Annotated in this window: 17 protein-coding genes; 11 read left to right on the top strand and 6 right to left on the bottom strand. The window is 40.7% G+C overall.

The window, feature by feature from the left end:
* Positions 1 to 133: 133 nt before the first annotated feature.
* Positions 134 to 1,573 carry an MltF family protein gene (locus L4D09_RS18485; RefSeq protein ID WP_428458996.1) on the bottom strand — a complete coding sequence of 480 codons (1,440 nt, stop codon included), beginning with the start codon at positions 1,571 to 1,573 and terminating at the stop codon, positions 134 to 136.
* Positions 1,574 to 1,984: 411 nt separating this feature from the next.
* Here L4D09_RS18485 and nrdD point away from each other — a divergent pair, with 411 nt between their 5' ends.
* The 4 genes from nrdD to L4D09_RS18465 all read left to right on the top strand — a co-directional run bounded on the left by nrdD (position 1,985) and on the right by L4D09_RS18465 (position 7,463).
* Positions 1,985 to 4,111, top strand: a complete 2,127-nt coding sequence (gene nrdD / locus L4D09_RS18480) for an anaerobic ribonucleoside-triphosphate reductase (protein WP_428458995.1) — start codon at positions 1,985 to 1,987, stop codon at positions 4,109 to 4,111.
* 114 nt (positions 4,112 to 4,225) lie between these two features.
* Positions 4,226 to 4,690, top strand: a complete 465-nt coding sequence (nrdG, locus tag L4D09_RS18475) for an anaerobic ribonucleoside-triphosphate reductase-activating protein (protein ID WP_428458994.1) — start codon at positions 4,226 to 4,228, stop codon at positions 4,688 to 4,690.
* A 491-nt stretch (positions 4,691 to 5,181) separates the two neighbouring features.
* Complete coding sequence (locus L4D09_RS18470; protein WP_428458993.1) at positions 5,182 to 7,167, top strand: EAL domain-containing protein; 1,986 nt, start codon at positions 5,182 to 5,184, stop codon at positions 7,165 to 7,167.
* A 32-nt stretch (positions 7,168 to 7,199) separates the two neighbouring features.
* Positions 7,200 to 7,463 (top strand): DUF2960 domain-containing protein, encoded by a 264-nt coding sequence (locus L4D09_RS18465; RefSeq protein WP_428458992.1) that lies wholly within the window; start codon positions 7,200 to 7,202, stop codon positions 7,461 to 7,463.
* A 2-nt stretch (positions 7,464 to 7,465) separates the two neighbouring features.
* On the opposite strand, the gene L4D09_RS18460 is transcribed toward L4D09_RS18465, so the two are convergent.
* The 4 genes from L4D09_RS18460 to L4D09_RS18445 all read right to left on the bottom strand — a co-directional run bounded on the left by L4D09_RS18460 (position 7,466) and on the right by L4D09_RS18445 (position 10,487).
* Positions 7,466 to 8,281 carry a ceramidase domain-containing protein gene (locus L4D09_RS18460; protein WP_428458991.1) on the bottom strand — a complete coding sequence of 272 codons (816 nt, stop codon included), beginning with the start codon at positions 8,279 to 8,281 and terminating at the stop codon, positions 7,466 to 7,468.
* Between the two features lies 1 nt (position 8,282).
* Positions 8,283 to 8,690, bottom strand: a complete 408-nt coding sequence (locus tag L4D09_RS18455) for a globin (protein WP_428458990.1) — start codon at positions 8,688 to 8,690, stop codon at positions 8,283 to 8,285.
* Between the two features lie 183 nt (positions 8,691 to 8,873).
* The gene (rarD, locus tag L4D09_RS18450) at positions 8,874 to 9,773 is read right to left on the bottom strand and encodes an EamA family transporter RarD (RefSeq protein WP_428458989.1); all 900 of its coding nucleotides are present in this window, start codon (positions 9,771 to 9,773) and stop codon (positions 8,874 to 8,876) included.
* Positions 9,774 to 9,890: 117 nt separating this feature from the next.
* Entirely contained in the window at positions 9,891 to 10,487 is a 597-nt protein-coding gene (locus L4D09_RS18445; protein WP_428458988.1) for a class I SAM-dependent methyltransferase, read from the bottom strand.
* A gap of 324 nt (positions 10,488 to 10,811) precedes the next feature.
* Here L4D09_RS18445 and L4D09_RS18440 point away from each other — a divergent pair, with 324 nt between their 5' ends.
* The 4 genes from L4D09_RS18440 (at position 10,812) to L4D09_RS18425 (ending at position 13,189) form a co-directional block, all read left to right on the top strand.
* A complete protein-coding gene (locus L4D09_RS18440) occupies positions 10,812 to 11,165 on the top strand; it encodes a DUF2750 domain-containing protein (RefSeq protein ID WP_428458987.1) in 354 nt (117 codons plus the stop codon).
* A gap of 166 nt (positions 11,166 to 11,331) precedes the next feature.
* On the top strand, positions 11,332 to 11,580 hold the full coding sequence (locus L4D09_RS18435; RefSeq protein ID WP_428458986.1) for a hypothetical protein: 249 nt from the start codon (positions 11,332 to 11,334) through the stop codon (positions 11,578 to 11,580).
* A 110-nt stretch (positions 11,581 to 11,690) separates the two neighbouring features.
* Positions 11,691 to 12,281: a TetR/AcrR family transcriptional regulator gene (locus L4D09_RS18430; protein WP_428458985.1), complete on the top strand. Its 591-nt coding sequence runs from the start codon at positions 11,691 to 11,693 to the stop codon at positions 12,279 to 12,281.
* A 59-nt stretch (positions 12,282 to 12,340) separates the two neighbouring features.
* A complete protein-coding gene (locus L4D09_RS18425; RefSeq protein WP_428458984.1) occupies positions 12,341 to 13,189 on the top strand; it encodes an alpha/beta hydrolase in 849 nt (282 codons plus the stop codon).
* Between the two features lie 108 nt (positions 13,190 to 13,297).
* Here the strand turns inward: L4D09_RS18425 and L4D09_RS18420 are convergent, their stop codons facing one another.
* Complete coding sequence (locus L4D09_RS18420; RefSeq protein ID WP_428458983.1) at positions 13,298 to 14,056, bottom strand: 1-acylglycerol-3-phosphate O-acyltransferase; 759 nt, start codon at positions 14,054 to 14,056, stop codon at positions 13,298 to 13,300.
* A gap of 258 nt (positions 14,057 to 14,314) precedes the next feature.
* Here L4D09_RS18420 and L4D09_RS18415 point away from each other — a divergent pair, with 258 nt between their 5' ends.
* From L4D09_RS18415 to L4D09_RS18405, 3 genes are all read left to right on the top strand, one after another.
* A complete protein-coding gene (locus tag L4D09_RS18415; protein ID WP_428458982.1) occupies positions 14,315 to 15,970 on the top strand; it encodes an amidohydrolase in 1,656 nt (551 codons plus the stop codon).
* A 424-nt stretch (positions 15,971 to 16,394) separates the two neighbouring features.
* Complete coding sequence (locus L4D09_RS18410; protein WP_428459018.1) at positions 16,395 to 16,904, top strand: NlpC/P60 family protein; 510 nt, start codon at positions 16,395 to 16,397, stop codon at positions 16,902 to 16,904.
* A gap of 116 nt (positions 16,905 to 17,020) precedes the next feature.
* Positions 17,021 to 17,539: an aminoacyl-tRNA deacylase gene (locus tag L4D09_RS18405; protein ID WP_428458981.1), complete on the top strand. Its 519-nt coding sequence runs from the start codon at positions 17,021 to 17,023 to the stop codon at positions 17,537 to 17,539.
* The last annotated feature ends 37 nt before the right edge of the window (positions 17,540 to 17,576 follow it).

The following is a 17,576-nucleotide window of genomic DNA, read 5'->3' as shown; positions in this document are numbered from 1 at the left end:
TCTTAGCGCATATCTAAATGTCAGTTTTAGAAGGTAGTATAGTGAAATTAAATGACTATATGATGAAAGTGAGAGCATGCTCTCATCATTCAAGAGATACTGGTGGATTAATGTTCGATTATGCGTTGAACAATTATCTGCTGATCATATAGCGTAAATTTTTAGCCGAGGCCATACGTTGACCCGCTGCATTTTGTAGAGAAAAAATTTGTTTATAGATAGTAAAATAACGATTGATATTACCCACATAGGTTATGGGCTCAAGGCCGACCTGTTCACGCACCACGATCTCAACGTTATTAAACCATAGAGTGGGATCAAAGCCTCGCTCTTCTGCGACTTTACGTAAACGACGAATCCGGTTTGGGCCAGCATTGTAGCTTGCTAATGCAAAATAGAGTTTGTTGAGATCATCTGTTTCATCGTCGTTGATGTAACGTTCACGTATAAAGTCCATATATTTCACCCCAGCATGGATATTGTTATCGATATTGTGAATGTTACGAATGTTGATGTAGGGTTCTCGTGCGGTTTGAGGCAGTACTTGCATGATGCCAACTGCACCTGCATGTGAGCGCTTTGACTGGTCAAATTGAGATTCTTGGTATGCCTGTGCAGCAATGATTAACCAATTAATACCATACATATTGGCATAGCGGATAAAGCGGTCTTCAAGCTGTTTGAATTTTTCAATGTTATTAGGACTAACGACTTTTTTAAACCAAGCTTTGCTATTGAGGTAACGGTTAAAGATGACATTGCCATTCAGAGTACCGCGGCGATTATCTTGAATGAAACTATTTATTAGCTCGCCAAGCTCTGGGCTGTCTTTTCGATAACTCCAGCCAACACCTGCATTTTTTCTGATTGGGTATTCATAGTTTATTTGTAGGTCGTCGGTAACAAGGTCCCAAAACTCTGCTTTATGTGAGTCTAGAACTGTCATTGGGATCAGCCCATCCTGGATCATTTGCAGTAATTCATAGTCTTGAAGTGTTTCTTCTAGAAAGTGGACATACATTGGCTCAAGATCTTTTTGGGTCAACCTTTTGTTAATTTTCCTGATGCTTTGGTAGTAGCTGGAGCTCGCCCTAACCCAAACACTTTTTTCGGAGAGGTCGCTGAGTGTTGTAATGGGGGGGCGGGTAGAGTGGGTGATAAAGAGCTCTTGAATGTCTTTAATGATCGGCGTACTGAAATCGACGACCTTGAGGCGGCGTTTTGTTATTGTCAGATTTGCTGCAGCTATATCACCAACACCAGCAACAAGTGCAGGGAGAAGCTGATCACGGTGTACTGGAATAATTTGTAATCGATGGCGTTTTTGTGTTTTCAATAGGATGTGTTTTTCAAACAATAGCAGCATCTCTGAAATCATGCCTTTTGGCTGCCCTCGATCAAGATAGTAAAACCCGAGATCCGCGGCGACTAATACACGAATAACTTTTTTTTCAGAAAGTACAGGCAAATCACCCGTGTACTTTTCATGGGATATGGGTGTTATCTCGAAAGCAGAACATAATGATGACAGTCCCAGACCAATAATAAAGGCAGCCAAGCTAACTAGACGCATAGTAAGACTCAATAGTGTTGCAATGTTATTGAGTATAGGAGATACCGTCTGTACACGAATTTATAGGTAATAGCACTAAAGCCAGCGCAGGTATTTTAGTTCTTTTTATTCCTGTCAATAGGCTCGCTCTTTTTCGGCTTAAGAGAATAAAATCAAGTAATTTTTTTGTGTTTTCTTAGTTTCGTGAGCAATAAAATAGTTGACAAAAAAGGTACGTTTCACGTGAATTTTTCATTTTTGAGAGTTAGCCGAAAACATCGGTTGTAACCTGTACTCTCTTGGTGAAATACTGATTTAGATCAATGTTTAATTTCCTGAATTCTCGCTTAATACACCACATCTAGTACCAGCCCCATTACTAAGCCCTATATTTAGTGGTTTAGTTACAGCGTCATTTTTTAGGAGCTTTGTGTGAACCCTGTTGTGATCAAGCGTGATGGATGCCAAGTACCGTTTAATACCAAGCGTATTAAAGAAGCGGTTCTCAGTGCTGCCGAGTCATTGGAATCAATGGATGCAGTGTATGCTGAGTCTGTTGCTGAGAAAGTACTTTCTCAGTTTGCAAACCAAACTCAGGTGGATATCCATGCGATTCAGGATGCTGTTGAAAATCATCTAATGAATGGACCACACAAAGAGGTTGCACGTGCATATATTGAATATCGTCATGACCGTGATATTGTGCGTGAGAAGGCAAGTACTTTAAGTGCTGAAATCACGGGTCTTGTTGAGCAAAGTAATGCTTCTTTGTTAAACGAGAATGCCAATAAAGACAGTAAGGTTATCCCAACCCAGCGTGACTTGCTGGCTGGTATCGTTAGTAAGCATTACGCAAAGAATCACATGCTACCTCGTGAGATTGTCCAAGCTCACGAAAGTGGCCAGATTCATTACCATGACCTGGATTATTCACCCTTCTTCCCTATGTTCAACTGTATGATTGTTGACTTGGAAAACATGCTAACGAATGGTTTCCGGATGGGTAATGCAGAAATTGACACGCCTAAGTCAATTCAAACGGCAACGGCTGTAACTGCACAGATTGTTGCACAGGTCGCTAGCCATACATATGGTGGCACTACCCTGAATCGTCTTGATGAAGTTCTAGCCCCTTATGTTACTGCTAGTCATCGAAAGCATCTTGCAACAGCTCAAGAATGGGATGTACCAAACCCAGAGGCATATGCTGATAAACTGACTGAAAAAGAAGTGTATGATGCCTTTCAATCCCTTGAATATGAGATCAATACTCTTTTCAGCTCCAATGGTCAGACCCCATTCCTCAGTATAGGTCTTGGTTTAGGTACCTCATGGGAATCTAAGTTAATTCAAAAGTCTATTTTTGAAAATAGAATTAAAGGTTTGGGTAAAAATAAGAAGACGGCTGTTTTCCCTAAATTATTATTTGCCATCCGTGATGGTGTTAATCATAAGCCTTCAGACCCCAACTACGATATAAAGCAATTAGCACTAGAATGTGCGTCTAAACGTATGTACCCGGATATCCTCAATTACGATAAAGTTGTGGAAGTGACGGGTTCATTTAAAGCCCCAATGGGCTGCCGTAGCTTCCTTGGTAAGTGGACTGACGAAAATGGTAAAGAAGTCCATGAAGGTCGTAATAACCTTGGTGTTGTAAGTTTGAACTTGCCGCGGATTGCGATTGAAGCGAATGGTGACGAAGATAAGTTCTTCAAGATCCTTGATGAGCGTACTGCACTTGTTAAGCAAGCGCTAGATACTCGCATTGACCGTTTACGTGGTGTTAAGGCACGTGTAGCACCGATTCTGTACACAGAAGGCGCGCTAGGTGTACGTTTAAAACCTGATGATGAAGTACTCGACATCTTCAAAAATGGTCGTGCATCGATTTCAATGGGGTATATCGGTATTCACGAAACGATCAATGCGCTTTATGCTGAAGGTGGCGAGCACATCTACGACAGCGAAGAATTGCGTCAAAAAGGTATTGCGATTGTTAAGCGCCTAAAAGATGCAGTAGATAGCTGGAAGGAAGAGTCTGGATGGGGTTATAGTCTTTATAGCACGCCATCTGAGAACCTTTGCACCCGTTTTTGCTCACTTGATACGAAAGAGTTTGGTGTCATTGATCATGTAACTGAAAAAGGTTACTACACCAACAGCTTCCACTTAGATGTAGAAAAGAGCGTTAACCCGTACGATAAAATCGACTTTGAAATGCCGTACCCAGAGTTAGCTAGCGGTGGTTTCATTTGTTACGGTGAATACCCGAACATGCAGCGTAATATTGAAGCACTTGAGAATGTATGGGACTACTCATATTCTCGTGTTCCTTATTACGGCACAAATACGCCCATTGATGAGTGTTACGAGTGTGGTTTTACTGGTGAGTTTGATTGTACAAGTAAAGGTTTTACTTGCCCTAAATGTGGTAACCATGACCCTAAAAAGGTATCTGTAACACGTCGTGTATGTGGCTACTTAGGCTCGCCGGATTCACGCCCGTTTAACAGTGGTAAGCAGGAAGAAGTGATTCGCCGGGTAAAACACATGTAACCGCAGGTTAATGATCCACTCTCGCTATACTTAGAGTGCTGTATAGCGTAGACGGTTCTTTTTACATTTATTCTTAAAGTGCCTTTTTGGGGCACTTTTTCTTTTGGTAACGTTATGAACTATCACAATTATTACTCGGTTGATGTCGTTAATGGCCCAGGAACGAGGTGTACGCTATTCGTTTCAGGCTGTGAGCACCAATGCCGTGGTTGTTATAATCAAAGCACATGGCGAACAGATGCTGGCCATGCTTATACTCAAGTGGTGGAAGATGCAATCATTGCAGATTTAAATGATAGCCGAATTAAGCGCCGTGGTTTATCGCTATCTGGTGGTGACCCACTTCATCCAGCAAATATATCAAGCGTTCTTCAGCTGGTTAAGCGTGTACGAGAAGAATGCCAAGGTAAAGACATTTGGCTATGGTCAGGCTATCGCTTGGAAGAACTATCGCCAGATCAACGTGCCATCATAGATTTAGTTGATGTGCTTGTTGATGGGAAGTTCGAAAAGGAATTACATGATCCTTCTCTGGTTTGGAAGGGAAGCAGTAATCAAGTTATTCACTACCTAAAATGATTTGATCGCAAAGTGTTGCTTTTGTGTGAAAAATACACACTTAGGAGCAAGTTATCCACTGTTTCTGTGCATAACTCTGGGAAAAGCAGGTGTATGGATACTCATGGCCTTAGGCAGTAACTACCATTCAATATTGTTGCTATGAATTAGGATAGTAGTTAAATAGTCTAGATTTATTGAATAAGTCTATTTTATTCGCTTATTCAATGATATTGGTCGTGATAATTAATTATTGTCTAATCATTTAATTATGTTTTCTATTTGATGCTTAAACATTGAAATTAAAACATTATGTGGATTAGTTAAGGGGTGATGTTTAAATACTAAAATGTAATTTAATTTGTTATGATGCAAAAAGGGTAGGAGACTTCCCTTTAGGCATAAAGATATTATTCATATACATTTTAATGTTTGGGCTGCATACTTTGGCAAGTTTTTTATCGAGGCTTTCTTCAAATTCTTATTTAATTGCAGTAAGTAATGTTTTCATTATGGCATTGCCTGTGTCATTGATCGCAACATTCTGTAATTTAATTGCATTTCTTGCTGAAGAAAGCGGGTACACAAGTATTAGCTTAACCGTTGGCTATGTTGGCCAGATGACGGGGCATATTTTCCCTATTTTGCTGAATATATATCTTGCTACATATGTCTCTTCTATACGACGCTTACCTAAAGCGGCATCAATATCTTGCTCATTGGCGGTTTTCTTTATCGCATCTCAGCAGTGGGGTTTAATCTCGCCTGTGATCCCCTTACCGAATAACTTTGCTATTTCATTATTATCAGCCTATGTGACTTGTATTTTGATCGATAAAATACAGAGGATTCGATATTTCTCTTTATCAGACTACTCCAATGCAGTTGATAACTCTGCAAAAATGATTGTGATTTGTATACTTGCATTAGGTGGAGTGCTTTCTTTTTTCTTTATTATTGAATTAATATTTAGTCGATATTTTGTTCAGTTCATTTATTTCCCTGAACTTGATCCAACGTCATTTTATGATGGGCTGCTCTATGAGTTTATTCGTGGTTTATTATGGAGTATTGGTATAAATGGACATAATGTTTTACATATGTTCAAAACTGAGCTTTACGATATCACGATTTCAAATATGGCTGATTGGAATAACTTTGGTACGGATTTAAATATTATCAGTACCAATTTTTATGATTTTTTTACAGGGATGGGGGGGAGCGGGAACACATTAAGCTTAGTCCTCTGCATACTGTTATTTTCAAAAAATAAAAGTTACCGAATACTAGCTAAGACTGTTCTCATTTTAAGTGTTTTTAATATTAATGAGCCTGTGTTATATGGTGTGCCGATTATTTTTAACCCTATAATGATTGTTCCTTTTTTGCTTGTGCCTATGCTGAGCTTCATATTGGCCTATGGTGCTATATATATAGGTATTATACCGCCGTTGAGTGTTGTCCAAAGCTGGATTGTGCCTCCGGTGATCAGTGGCTATTTAGCAACAGGGGGAGGGTTTGTGACCCCACTGTTTCAAATTGCACTTATCTTGTTAGGAATAGCGCTTTACTATCCCTTTTTTAAGCTTATGGATAGACGCTCTACTGGGCTAGATTTATCATCTATATTCAATAATCGCTTTTTTAATGACGAAGAGATAGCAACACGATCTCGACTCACGAGTTTTATACCGTCACTACAAAGCAATCTTGATGCACAAAAGGAAGTGGAATCATTGCAATCTAATGGTACTTTTTTGTTGCACTATCAACCCCAGATCGATATTCAAACCCAAGGTTTAGCTGGACTAGAAGTACTTATTCGATATCGGACAAAAGATGGGAAGATTAAGCCGCCCTATTTTTTACCCTCATTTTCTCAACTTGGTTTAATGCCAGAACTTGATTTCTGGGTGCTTGAAAATGCCGTAAAAGAATCTGAGCCATATGCGGGATGCTCCGGCTTTTGCCTCTCAGTGAATGTGTCACCAGAAACGGTATTGACCAATGGATTTGTTAAGTCACTGAAGCAGACGATCGCTCAAAGTGCATTAGCGTTTCATCAGGTTGAAATTGAAATTACTGAAGAGTTGCTAATTAAAGACGAAGTTAAGACTGCAAAGATCATTACTCAGCTTCAGACCCTCGGTATATCCGTAGCATTAGATGACTTTGGGACAGGTTATTCGTCTTTGGCTTATTTATCTCGTTTTGATTTCGATAAAATTAAGATCGACCGTTCGTTAGTGCTGAACCTTGATACAGAGCGTGGAAAAAGTCTATTTGGTGTTGTTGTGCAGCTAGGTCGAATTACGAAAGCTAAAATAGTGGTAGAGGGTATCGAAACCCAAAAAGATTTAGCTTTCATTGCTGAAGTAGGTGTCCGCTATGTGCAAGGATATTATTACTATAAACCGATGCCATTAGCAGAGCTTGAAGCGGGTGGGGTACTTTCATCTTCAGAAAAGAAGGTTTCATCTGAAGGCGAACTAGGGTAAATTCCCTTCCTTATTTTGCTGTAGGAGGCGTTATGTCACGCACCATTATTTATACATATAAAATGCAAGAGAAAACACTGACGTTTTCCTATTCTCAACACCGCTCTATCCATGAGGCGGTTGCAGCAGCAGAAGGTATTGATTTAACACAGTACTTTCAAATGGAGCAGCAAGTTGAAGCCGTATCGTCTGGTAGTAAAGCGGTACGTGATTTCCGAGATAGTCACTTCCGTAAATTAGGGTTTGGTAAAATCACCTTAGCGAAAAAAGAAAATCGCGGTGTCGGCCACAAATAATACTATTGCCCTGCCTCATGGCAGGGCTTTTTATTGCGTTTTTTCCATCCTAAATAAATACAGTACCCTGCTATAGCTGCCAGTATATGTTTTATACTGTGACCACTTACTGTTTCGCCGAGTAGTTGATAAATTTCCTCGTCATTAGATTCCGCGCCTTTTGCCAAAACATACCAGCCTAAAGCGTATAGATAAAACCGAGAATGACTATAGCGGGATGGGTACAGTAAAATGATAAGGGGTATATGAATGATTGGTAGTACTTGCACCAGCACATAGGCAGCCATGTTTCCTCTACCTGTGCTGACATCGGTCATGTACCAGTAAATAACCGAGATGATCCCGTAGGCGAGCAGTAAAGGGAACATTCGCTTGCTAAGCTCTTGAGAAATACATTCAGCGATCACAATACAATAGAGACAAATAAACCCGATAGTTATGGGGATGCGATCGAGCATTAAGGTGAACGCATTTGGAGAGAAATGATAGGCAGACGAACCAGCGAATGCCGCAATTAGGCTAAGAAAAAAAAGCTGATAGGCAATACTATGATTAGGAACGTGCTCGATGCGTCTGACTGTATGATGAAGCCCTAATACGCCAACTAATATAAAACCACTATTAGAGATAACATTCCAAAAGTGAGGAATAGCTAAAATCACCCGCTGGTCAGCATACTGATAAAAATTCCTGCTTTGGTGTATTGGTGAAAAAAAGAACGCAAGTCCAGCAAGGGCTATAGCAATAGCGACTAGTAACCCATATCGCCAATCAAAGGTATTACGGCGCATGTTATTGTTGTAATTGTCGCTCGGCATTTTAGCTCTCTGTTTGGCATTCCTCTTTCATTATAGCGATTCCTTCATTAAAGCATGCTTGCCATGCTTGCTTCACTTGATCGTTAAACAAGGGGTCGCATAAGCTAACGGCATTTATCAGGCAATCGAACCATATATCAAAGTCGACGGGGTGAATGTTAATCCCTTCTGGGCCATGCCGACGGCCATACACACGTATAGCCTCTCGTGCTGACTCAGACGTTGATGAAAGTAGGATCATCACAATAGAAACTTTAATCATCCTGATTTGATTTACCATATCGACACCTTCAAACATCTGTCGAAATTTTTGATCTTTTTTGAAAAAACTGTCGTAGAAAATATCAAAAAAGTCATCGTGTTTCTGGCAGCGTTCATAACTGTCATTGAATTTTTCATGAAAGTCCATTTCATCTCCAATTTGTTGTACTCAAACAAGTTTCCTGATAGGTAGGATGGTTAGTCAACAATAAAAGTATGGTCTTTGGGACAGGAAAAACAACCATGATAGTAAGAAATGTGATATGAAATGATGATAATGCACCCTGGAAAAAGAGTGCATTATTTTAAAAAGAAAGCGAAGGGGGGGGGGTTAAGATACCGATAGTTGCTTCTGGCGACATAGGCTTGCTATAGCCTCAATACTGCAAAGTATTAGACCAAACCAAATAAAGCCAAAACTAACGGCTTTTACCTCATCGAATATTTCACCAAATAAGAACACAGCTAATAAAAACTGCAATGTAGGTTCAATATACTGCATTAGGCCAACCATGGTTAAACTGGTTCGGTTAATGGCAAGTGCGAAGAAGATAAGTGGTGCTAGAGTAATAGGCGCAGAGCCGATATAGAGCAGTAGCGTTGTTACGTCTTCAGATATAACCGTACTCGTCCCTGATAAACTGGAGAAAGCAAAGTAAGCAAGCGCAAACGGCATTAAAATAATCGCTTCAAGTGTCACCGATGTAAGCGCATCGTATTTAATGAACTTCTTACACAGGCCATAAAAGGCAAAAAAACTGCCCATGATCAAAGAGACCCATGGCAGCTCGCCATAATGCCAAACCTGATAGGTTATACCAATAACACCAAAAATAGAGGCAGCCAGCTGGGCTGGAGAAAGCCGTTCTTTCAGAAATAGTACACCAAGAGCAATTGCAAAAAGTGGATTAATAAAAAAACCAAGGCTGGCTTCTAGTATTTTACCTTGTGTCATTGCCCAAGTGAATGCATACCAAGAAACACACATAATTAAGCCAGCTAAAGCTGACATTAGTAACGATTGTTTATCTTGCAATAGAGCAGACAAAGGCGGTATGGGCCGCCTAAGCAAAAGCATGATAAACAGCATAAATGGCACTGAAAATATAATCCTTAAGGATAATAAATCATTGATATCTGCTTGAGGTAAAAACTGGTAGTAAAGTGGCAAAATGCCCCAAAGTACAAAAGAAAACGCGGCCAATGCATTTCCGGCACGATGACTTTGCATATCGAGCAACCTAGAAGAATGAGAGAGTAAGCGTGTATTTTCTCATTAAATAGGTTGTGATGATAGATGCGTATAAGCAATAAATTATACGCTCAAAAAGTAATGAAGGAAGGGACGCTATTTTTTCATGGCGATAATAGTATGAACTAGCCATAAACGTTTTTTGCCCGTGAGGTGGGCTGAATATTCTTGCTTTTTTTTCCAAGAAATGATGTAAAAGTTGTTTAAGAGGTGTTCAATTTCACGCTGGCTGTGGGTAAGAATTGGGAGTTGTTCATTGTCTTGTAATGTTTCGCTGCCTAAAAAATGGCCACAAAAAAGACCGTCAATACATAAGCTATTTTGGATGTTACCCCAAAGAATATTGAAATCAGTTTCGGTACTGAAAAAAAGGCAGGCACTGGCATTAATTAGATTCGCCCGAGGAAATTCAAAGTCAGCAAAGCTGCTAATTTGAATGTTGAGGTTTGGATTGTCGCTGGTTAGTGGGTGTGCAGAAAGTGCCTCTAATCGGGGTATATCATTGTCGAATGCATAAACATGATAGCCATTCTCCAGCAAATACAAGGTATCTCTCCCTGCACCGCAAGCACAGTCTACAGCAACTTTCTTGTTGGCGTTACTTCCTAAGAATTCAAGAGCTTCCACCAAATGAGATCTTGGTATCAGTATGGTTTGGTTATTTAAGTTAGCTAGCCAATCAATGGTTGCCATGCAGATACCCTCTTAGTGGCTTAAACGGCTTGAATAAAAGAGAAATTGTGTGTGGTAACCGTTATCTGTGTGTAAGTATAGCTGTCTTATCAATATTTAATTTTAGACTGAAGTACAAATATCTCGAGGAAAACGCTATGTCGCCTTCAGTTGAGGCTGCAGGGTATTCAGGCCTGACTATTAAGGGTAAATAAGAGAAGCCGTGATAAACATTTGTATCATCTTGAAAGATAAAAACCTGCTGCATACGACGGAAGTTTGTTACTATAGGGCATATATCAAGTAACGACTTGATGCGTTATATAAAAGATAAGAGAGAATAGAATGACTAAGTTAACCGCTGATATTAAAGCAAACGTTGAGTTGTTTGTTGCAGATACGAAAGAGTCTCAAGTAATTTGGGGTCTTTGTAATGAAGAAGGTGACTGGCTTTCTGTTGCATCAAGTGAATTTGAAGAATCAGAAGTTATGCCTTTCTGGTCTGCTGAAGCCGATGCGAAAGAACATTGTGCTGATGAGTGGGCCGAGTTCAATGCAGTTATGATTCCGTTGGATGTTTTCGTTGAAGATTGGATGATCACACTATCTGAAGATGGTGTTTTGGTTGGGTTAAACTGGAATGCTCAACTTGATGGTTCTGAGCTTGAACCAACAGATGTTGCAAAGCTATATCTATAATAGATTTACCGATAAAAAGTGATATTTCTAGTCAAGTCTCTTAGCTTGGTTTAATCATTTTAAAGTATATCGAAAGGCCACGACGTTTTCTTCGTGGCCTTTTTAGTGCTCAGAAGAAGAGGCTTGCTATACTTTAATTGGTTAAGTTGTCATTAGGAGAGCAGTGATGGTACTGTCCGAATGTCGTCAGCTAGTAGCGGATAAAACGATTATCGAGGCTCGTTTAGTTCATGACTTTCTTAGTGCAGGGTGGGGCATTCATTTCATCGATGGTGAAGGAAATGATTACCCTGTTACCGACACTTACGGTATACCTTGTAGCTATGATTCATTGAAGCAAGCAGAAGATACAGTGCATCAGGTTGTTAATTGCCCTGTACATATTGATAGCCTATTCCGCTTCGTTGAACGTTAATACTGTAGCAATAGATGATTTTTTGGGAATTGGTCTAATTTGTTCTTGAATGAAAAAGTACGATCGTGCTAAAAAGAGCTATTCGTGAATTAATAATGTCATGACACCTTATGAATAAAAGACAGGCGACTCGGGAACACATTCTTGCGACAGCATTTGACGTTGCAAGTACAGATGGCTTAGACAGTCTAACCATTGKGCAATTAGCCAAAGCAGTCGGGATGTCGAAAAGTGGGGTTTTTTCTCATTTTAATTCGAAGGAAAATTTACAAGTTGCTGTTCTTGAGTTTGCTGGGCAAATGTTTGTTGAACGAGTTATCCAGCCTGCTCGTATTGACGCCCCTGATAATATTGAACAGAAACTACGCATCTTATTAAAGCACTGGCTTGAATGGAATCAGTCGTTTCAAGGTAGCTGCATGTTTTTAGATGCGTGGAAAGATAACGTTGAGACAGATTCAACCATACAAATCGCCTTACAGGCATTAACACGGCGATGGTTAGATTACTTAGCCAGTCAAATTGATAAGGGAAAAGCTCGGAATGAGTTCAAACCAGCACTTGATACTTGGCAAGGCGTCTATCGCCTTTATGGCATTTATTTAAGTAGCCATTTGTTCCGTTCACTGTCATTAGAAACCGATGATCACCAACGTTTTTGGTGTGGTATTGAAGAGATATTCACAGAATGGCGCGTATAAGTGCTGTTTTATACAACATAAAAGCACGGTCGTACTATTTTGTGGTAAGGAAAGTTAGGATGAGCAGCAAGATTTATTTTAAACAAAAGAAAGGTTTTAGTTTTCGTAAAGGGATGGTGAGTATAACGACACGATTGCATCATCTTATCGCACCATCCCATGCGAGAAAGCTGGCAAAACGCGTATTGTTAACACCTGTGCGGAGTACAAGAGCGGTAACTGAACCTGTAGGGTTGATCCGTGAAGCGGTCGAGACATCAGAGGGTAAAATGATGACTTACCGTTTGGGTACAGGGCCAACATGGGTGCTTGGACACGGTTGGTCAGGAGCGTCTAGCCAGTTTTTCCCGCTAATGGAACATATAGCACAAGCTGGATACACCGCATTGGCATTTGATAACCCAGCACACGGTGAGAGTGAAGGCCGATATGGACATCTTCCTGGGTTTGTATCAGCTTTGGATGCTATTTTAGAGCAGCAAGACTCAATTTCTGGTGTTGTTGCACACAGTATGGGGGGAGCAATGGTACTTGAGAGTCGTCATGAGTGCTTAGAAAACAAACCTGTCCTACTGATTGCTCCTGTCTTGAATTACACTGAGAATCTACTAACGACTGTTGAAAGCTCTGGTTATTCAATGAAGTTATTCAACGAAGTCGTTAATGAAATAGCAGATCACTATCAGTATCCCTTAGACAGTATTAATCCGATACAGCGACTTGGGCAGAGACAAACGAAAGCTGTGATCGTACATGATATCGGCGATAAATTTGCCGCGTTTTCGGCATCTGAGTTAGCCAGTGAAATGGATCATGTGACGTTAATCGCAACAGAAGGGCTGGGACATGGCCGAATTCTAAAAAGCGAACAGCTTCGTCAAGGGTTTGATCTATTAACAGAAGCATAGCTAGGAGATAAACGGTTCTAGGTAAACAATATAGCGGTATGTTGAGTTTAAAAGGGCTTCTTTGTTTTCCGATAAAGGATGGAACAAAGAAGCCCTATAATCATTTATCTAGTTAGCGCTGACTTCATTTTGAGAGCGAGCTTGCTCTCGCTGAATGACTTCTTCATCAAGTTCGGCGATTTTCGCTTTCATTAATTGATGGCAATGCTCTGCTAATTTACGTGCATCCTCGACTTTGTATTCCGAGATGTCGATAGGCTCAAGCATTTCGGCAATAACAATACCGTTATTACGGTTGGCGAGTGAAAGTTTATGGTGAACAGAGCTGACACATACAGGCACAATAGGGACTCCCGCTTCAATGGCCATGCGGAAAGCGCCAGTTTTGAATGGAAGTAAGCCCCGACCTTTACTGCGAGTCCCTTCAGGGTACATCCACACGGAGAGATCTCGCTTATGAATGGCTTCTGCGACTTGTTGGATGGTATTTCTTGCTTTTGATTTATTTTCACGGTCGATCAATATGTTGCCGGTGATCCAGTATAACGGTCCGAAAAACGGGACCCATAGTAGACTTTTCTTACCGATGGTAACGGTACGAGGCATCAACATGCCAGGTGACGTGACGAAATCAAATATATTCTGATGGTTTGATATATATACGGCTTTTGGGGTGTCGGCAACGTTTTCTTTACCACGGTGAATTAACTCCACCCCCATGATTTTTTGTAGCTGATTAAACCAACGACAGAACACGTGGACGTGCTTAGGATCTCTTGGGCTGAATATCGAACAGTAAACGAGAGCACAGAGTGTAGTAACAATAATAAAGAGAGCACCAAGTACTAGGCGAATAAATGAAAGCACGTGTATTCCTTTGTTCACATACAAAACTGTGTTCATTATGAGATTTTTTTAGAGTAAAAACTAGTTGAAGATATGCTGTTTTCCGCTTTTTATCTGAGATGTGTCAGTTTTTGACCTAAAAGAAGCGAGTCGATAGTAAAAGCATGCTTGATATCACATTAAGTGTTCGTAATTAGGAGCAAAGATGCTCTTATTTGGCAGGCTAATATAATAAACCAAATATAATCAAAAGCTTATTGGTCTATCATCGTGCGGTGCTTGAAAATTCTTTGCTATGTTGTACTTAGCTTATATCTATCCGTCGCGAAGGCGGCCATTTACTTTGATACGTTGATTACTAATGGTCAGGTATACCGCTCCCCCGCAAACACCGTTATAGGCATTAATAATGGTGTCATTAGCTTCTTAGGAAAGCTGACAGAAGCACGATCTTTCATTACTAGTAATACCGAGATAATAGATGTGGAAGGGGCGGCGATTTACCCTGGTTTCATTGAGTTACATGCCCATGTTTTCGATAATATTATGTTTAGCCACAGTACGTGTAGGGTTGTACTTGAAGATGCTGCGATTGGATTGGCTAAGTGCATGGATCAAACAAAGCAATGGCCAAATGAACGCTGGGTATTAGGCTACAGTAATGATTTATTAACGCGATCTTTTCCTATGGCGACCCCAAGAGATTGGCTAGACCACTATTTCCCCGATCGACCTGTTGTCGTGAGTAAACCGCATTCATCCATTGTATGGCTTAATAGCCGTGCAATGGATGAAGTGAAAATCACTCGCTACAGTGCCAACCCTCTGGGAGGTCGAATTATACGGGATGATAACGATAGACCAAATGGCGTGTTAATTGGTTCGATTGCTGAAAAAGCGCTAATAAAAGCAGTAGGTTCGCACCCTATTGTGATGCCATCATTAATGGAGCGGTATCAATCCAAAATTGCATCATTTCATCGTCAAGGCATTACTAGCTTGGCTGAAGGAGGAAGTTTATGGCGTATGGGAAGCATTGATTTTTGGAATAAAATGCATGAAACCGGACAGCTTAAAATTCGAGTATCGGTGCGTCCTCGGTTGTCTCCTTTCGGTGGTGTTAATGAGCAGCTGTCTCAGCTAAAGGCAATATTTCGGAATGATTTTGGCTCATCACTTATCATTAACCAAGTGAAAATTGCTGTAGATGGGCAATACCACCTTGGCACAGCACGCTTAAGTTCGCCTTACCGAACACCTGCGATAAAACAGGAAGCTAAGGGTATATTTTATTTTTCACCGACAGAGTTAAACACTTGGCTACAGCGATTACAGACATTGGGGTATGGGGCTTATGTGCAAGCGGAGGGTGATGCAGCAGTAGAAGCGACACTGTATTCAATTGCAAATGCAAGACGCTTTAGTTCAGATCAACGTTTTACATTATCTGATATGCACTTTATCAAGCCCGAAATGTTTGCTTTATTAGATAAGCATAATGTGAGTGTGTCTTTTACTGATCTCCACAATGAGGCGTATCTCTCGCGTGAGGTTAAGGTCGACATTCCCAACTCATCCGCGAAGAAAGTGACCCTTGCAGCATTGTTAGAAAAGAAGATAAAGCCAGCCTTAAGCAGCGTTGGATTTAATGCTCAAGAGGTGACTCCCTTGGTGCGTATTAGCCAGTCATTACAACTTGGTAGGCACGGATTTCAAGATGTTCATCAAGCTATTGATAGCTATACAATTGAGCCTGCAAGAGCGCTCGGGATTGAAGCAATAACGGGCAGTATTGTACTTGGTAAGTCAGCCGATTTTGCTATTGTTGATAAGGTTGTTACCAGTCTGCCTTTCAGTGAAATTGCGAATGCGAATATACTCATGACGATATTTCAGGGAAAGACTGTTTATTCTCGTGATTCAAATCAGGGGTGACACACTCAAATTATTTATGGGCACTATTTCACTATTTGACTGTTTTTAAAGCTAAGTACTAGTGTGGGCGTGAAGTTGCTCGCATTGAGTGCGTGTTATCAATAAAGTTACTGGATAAGTAACTAGATACAGGCGATAAATGTACTCGGTAGGTGGCTTCCTTATCCCTGATAGTGTTTGTCCTGATGTGTATTAGGTGAATAGCATTTACCCTTCTGTTGTGTGGAATTTCGAGGCTAACTAAAGTTAGCCTTTTTTTTTGTCTTATTTTTAATCACCTATTGTCAATTCTTCAGCAGTTAGATAGCCGCCTTCTTATTGTGTTGGTACTATTCTTAAAGACAGCAAAAATATTCAATAAAAATGTTCAATAGCTTGAATTTGCGACTGATGATAAGCATTGAAAACTTAGGGGTACAAGGTGATAAGAAAAGGCTTTATATCGTTTTTCGTACTGCTAGGAGTAGTAGGATGCAGCTCAACCCCCGATCAACCTAAAGAAGAAACAACACCAGCACCTAGCATGGTAAAAGAGTATCAATATGTTCCGTTAAATGTCCCTTTTAACCAGCAAGCATCATTCGATACCGTATATCGCCAGTGGAAAGGTACGCCTTATCGACTTGGTGGCACATCACGCCAGGGCATTGATTGTTCGGCGTTTGTGCAAGTCGGTTATGCCGATGTGCATAACCTTCGCTTACCGAGAACAACGTCGCAGCAAGTAAAATTGGGTAAATGGGTAGCACTCAAAGAAGTACAAGAAGGCGATTTGGTTTTTTTTAAAACCGGGCGTGATACACGGCATGTTGGTATCTATGTCGGAGAGTCACGTTTTCTGCACGCATCAACATCACAAGGCGTCATGATTTCCAGTTTGCAAAATCCATATTGGCGAAGTGTTTACTGGCAATCTCGTCGTATAGACAACTAAACTTTACGCTTTGTTCGCGATTGTATAAGTCGCTAAAATGCCAATCCGCCACCATAATGAGCTATAGGGTAGTCCCAGTTTCAATCATACGACTGGGCTAATCAGGAGGTGATCCTATGGCCATGGCATTAACGGTTGGGCAGTTTCTTGCAAGTCATCATGTCGATTATAGCCTGATGCGACATCGGCATACTGATACATCATTTAGCTCTGCAATTTCAGCTCATGTCCCCACAGCGCAAGTTGCGAAGGCGGTGATGCTGAAAGACCAAAATAATGAGTTCTTAATGGCTGTTGTTCCGTCGAATCGGCGAGTTATGATCGATAAGATCAGCCGGATGATGGGCAAGCAATACTTTTTAATTGGTGAGCATGAACTTTCTACCATTTTTCAAGATTGTGAACCCGGTGCTGTTCCTTCTTTAGGGCCAGCGTACCAGGTCGATATGTTGGTGGATGATTTATTGCTAGAGCAAGATGAGCTCTATATTGAATCCGGAGATCATGAGAACTTGATCCACTTAGACAAGAAGCAGTTTCACAGAGCGATACAAGGTGTCCCTCACCAGAACATCAGTGGTTATCGTATGCTTTTTTCTCAAGCGCATGATGGACGTCATTGGGAGTGGGAATGAGTGTCGAGTCAGGTTTCCGACTGACAAGGTGAGTAAA

It is taken from the genome of Photobacterium makurazakiensis (assembly GCF_050336715.1).
GTDB lineage: Bacteria > Pseudomonadota > Gammaproteobacteria > Enterobacterales > Vibrionaceae > Photobacterium > Photobacterium makurazakiensis.
This window is presented reverse-complemented; position numbering and strand designations above follow the sequence as displayed.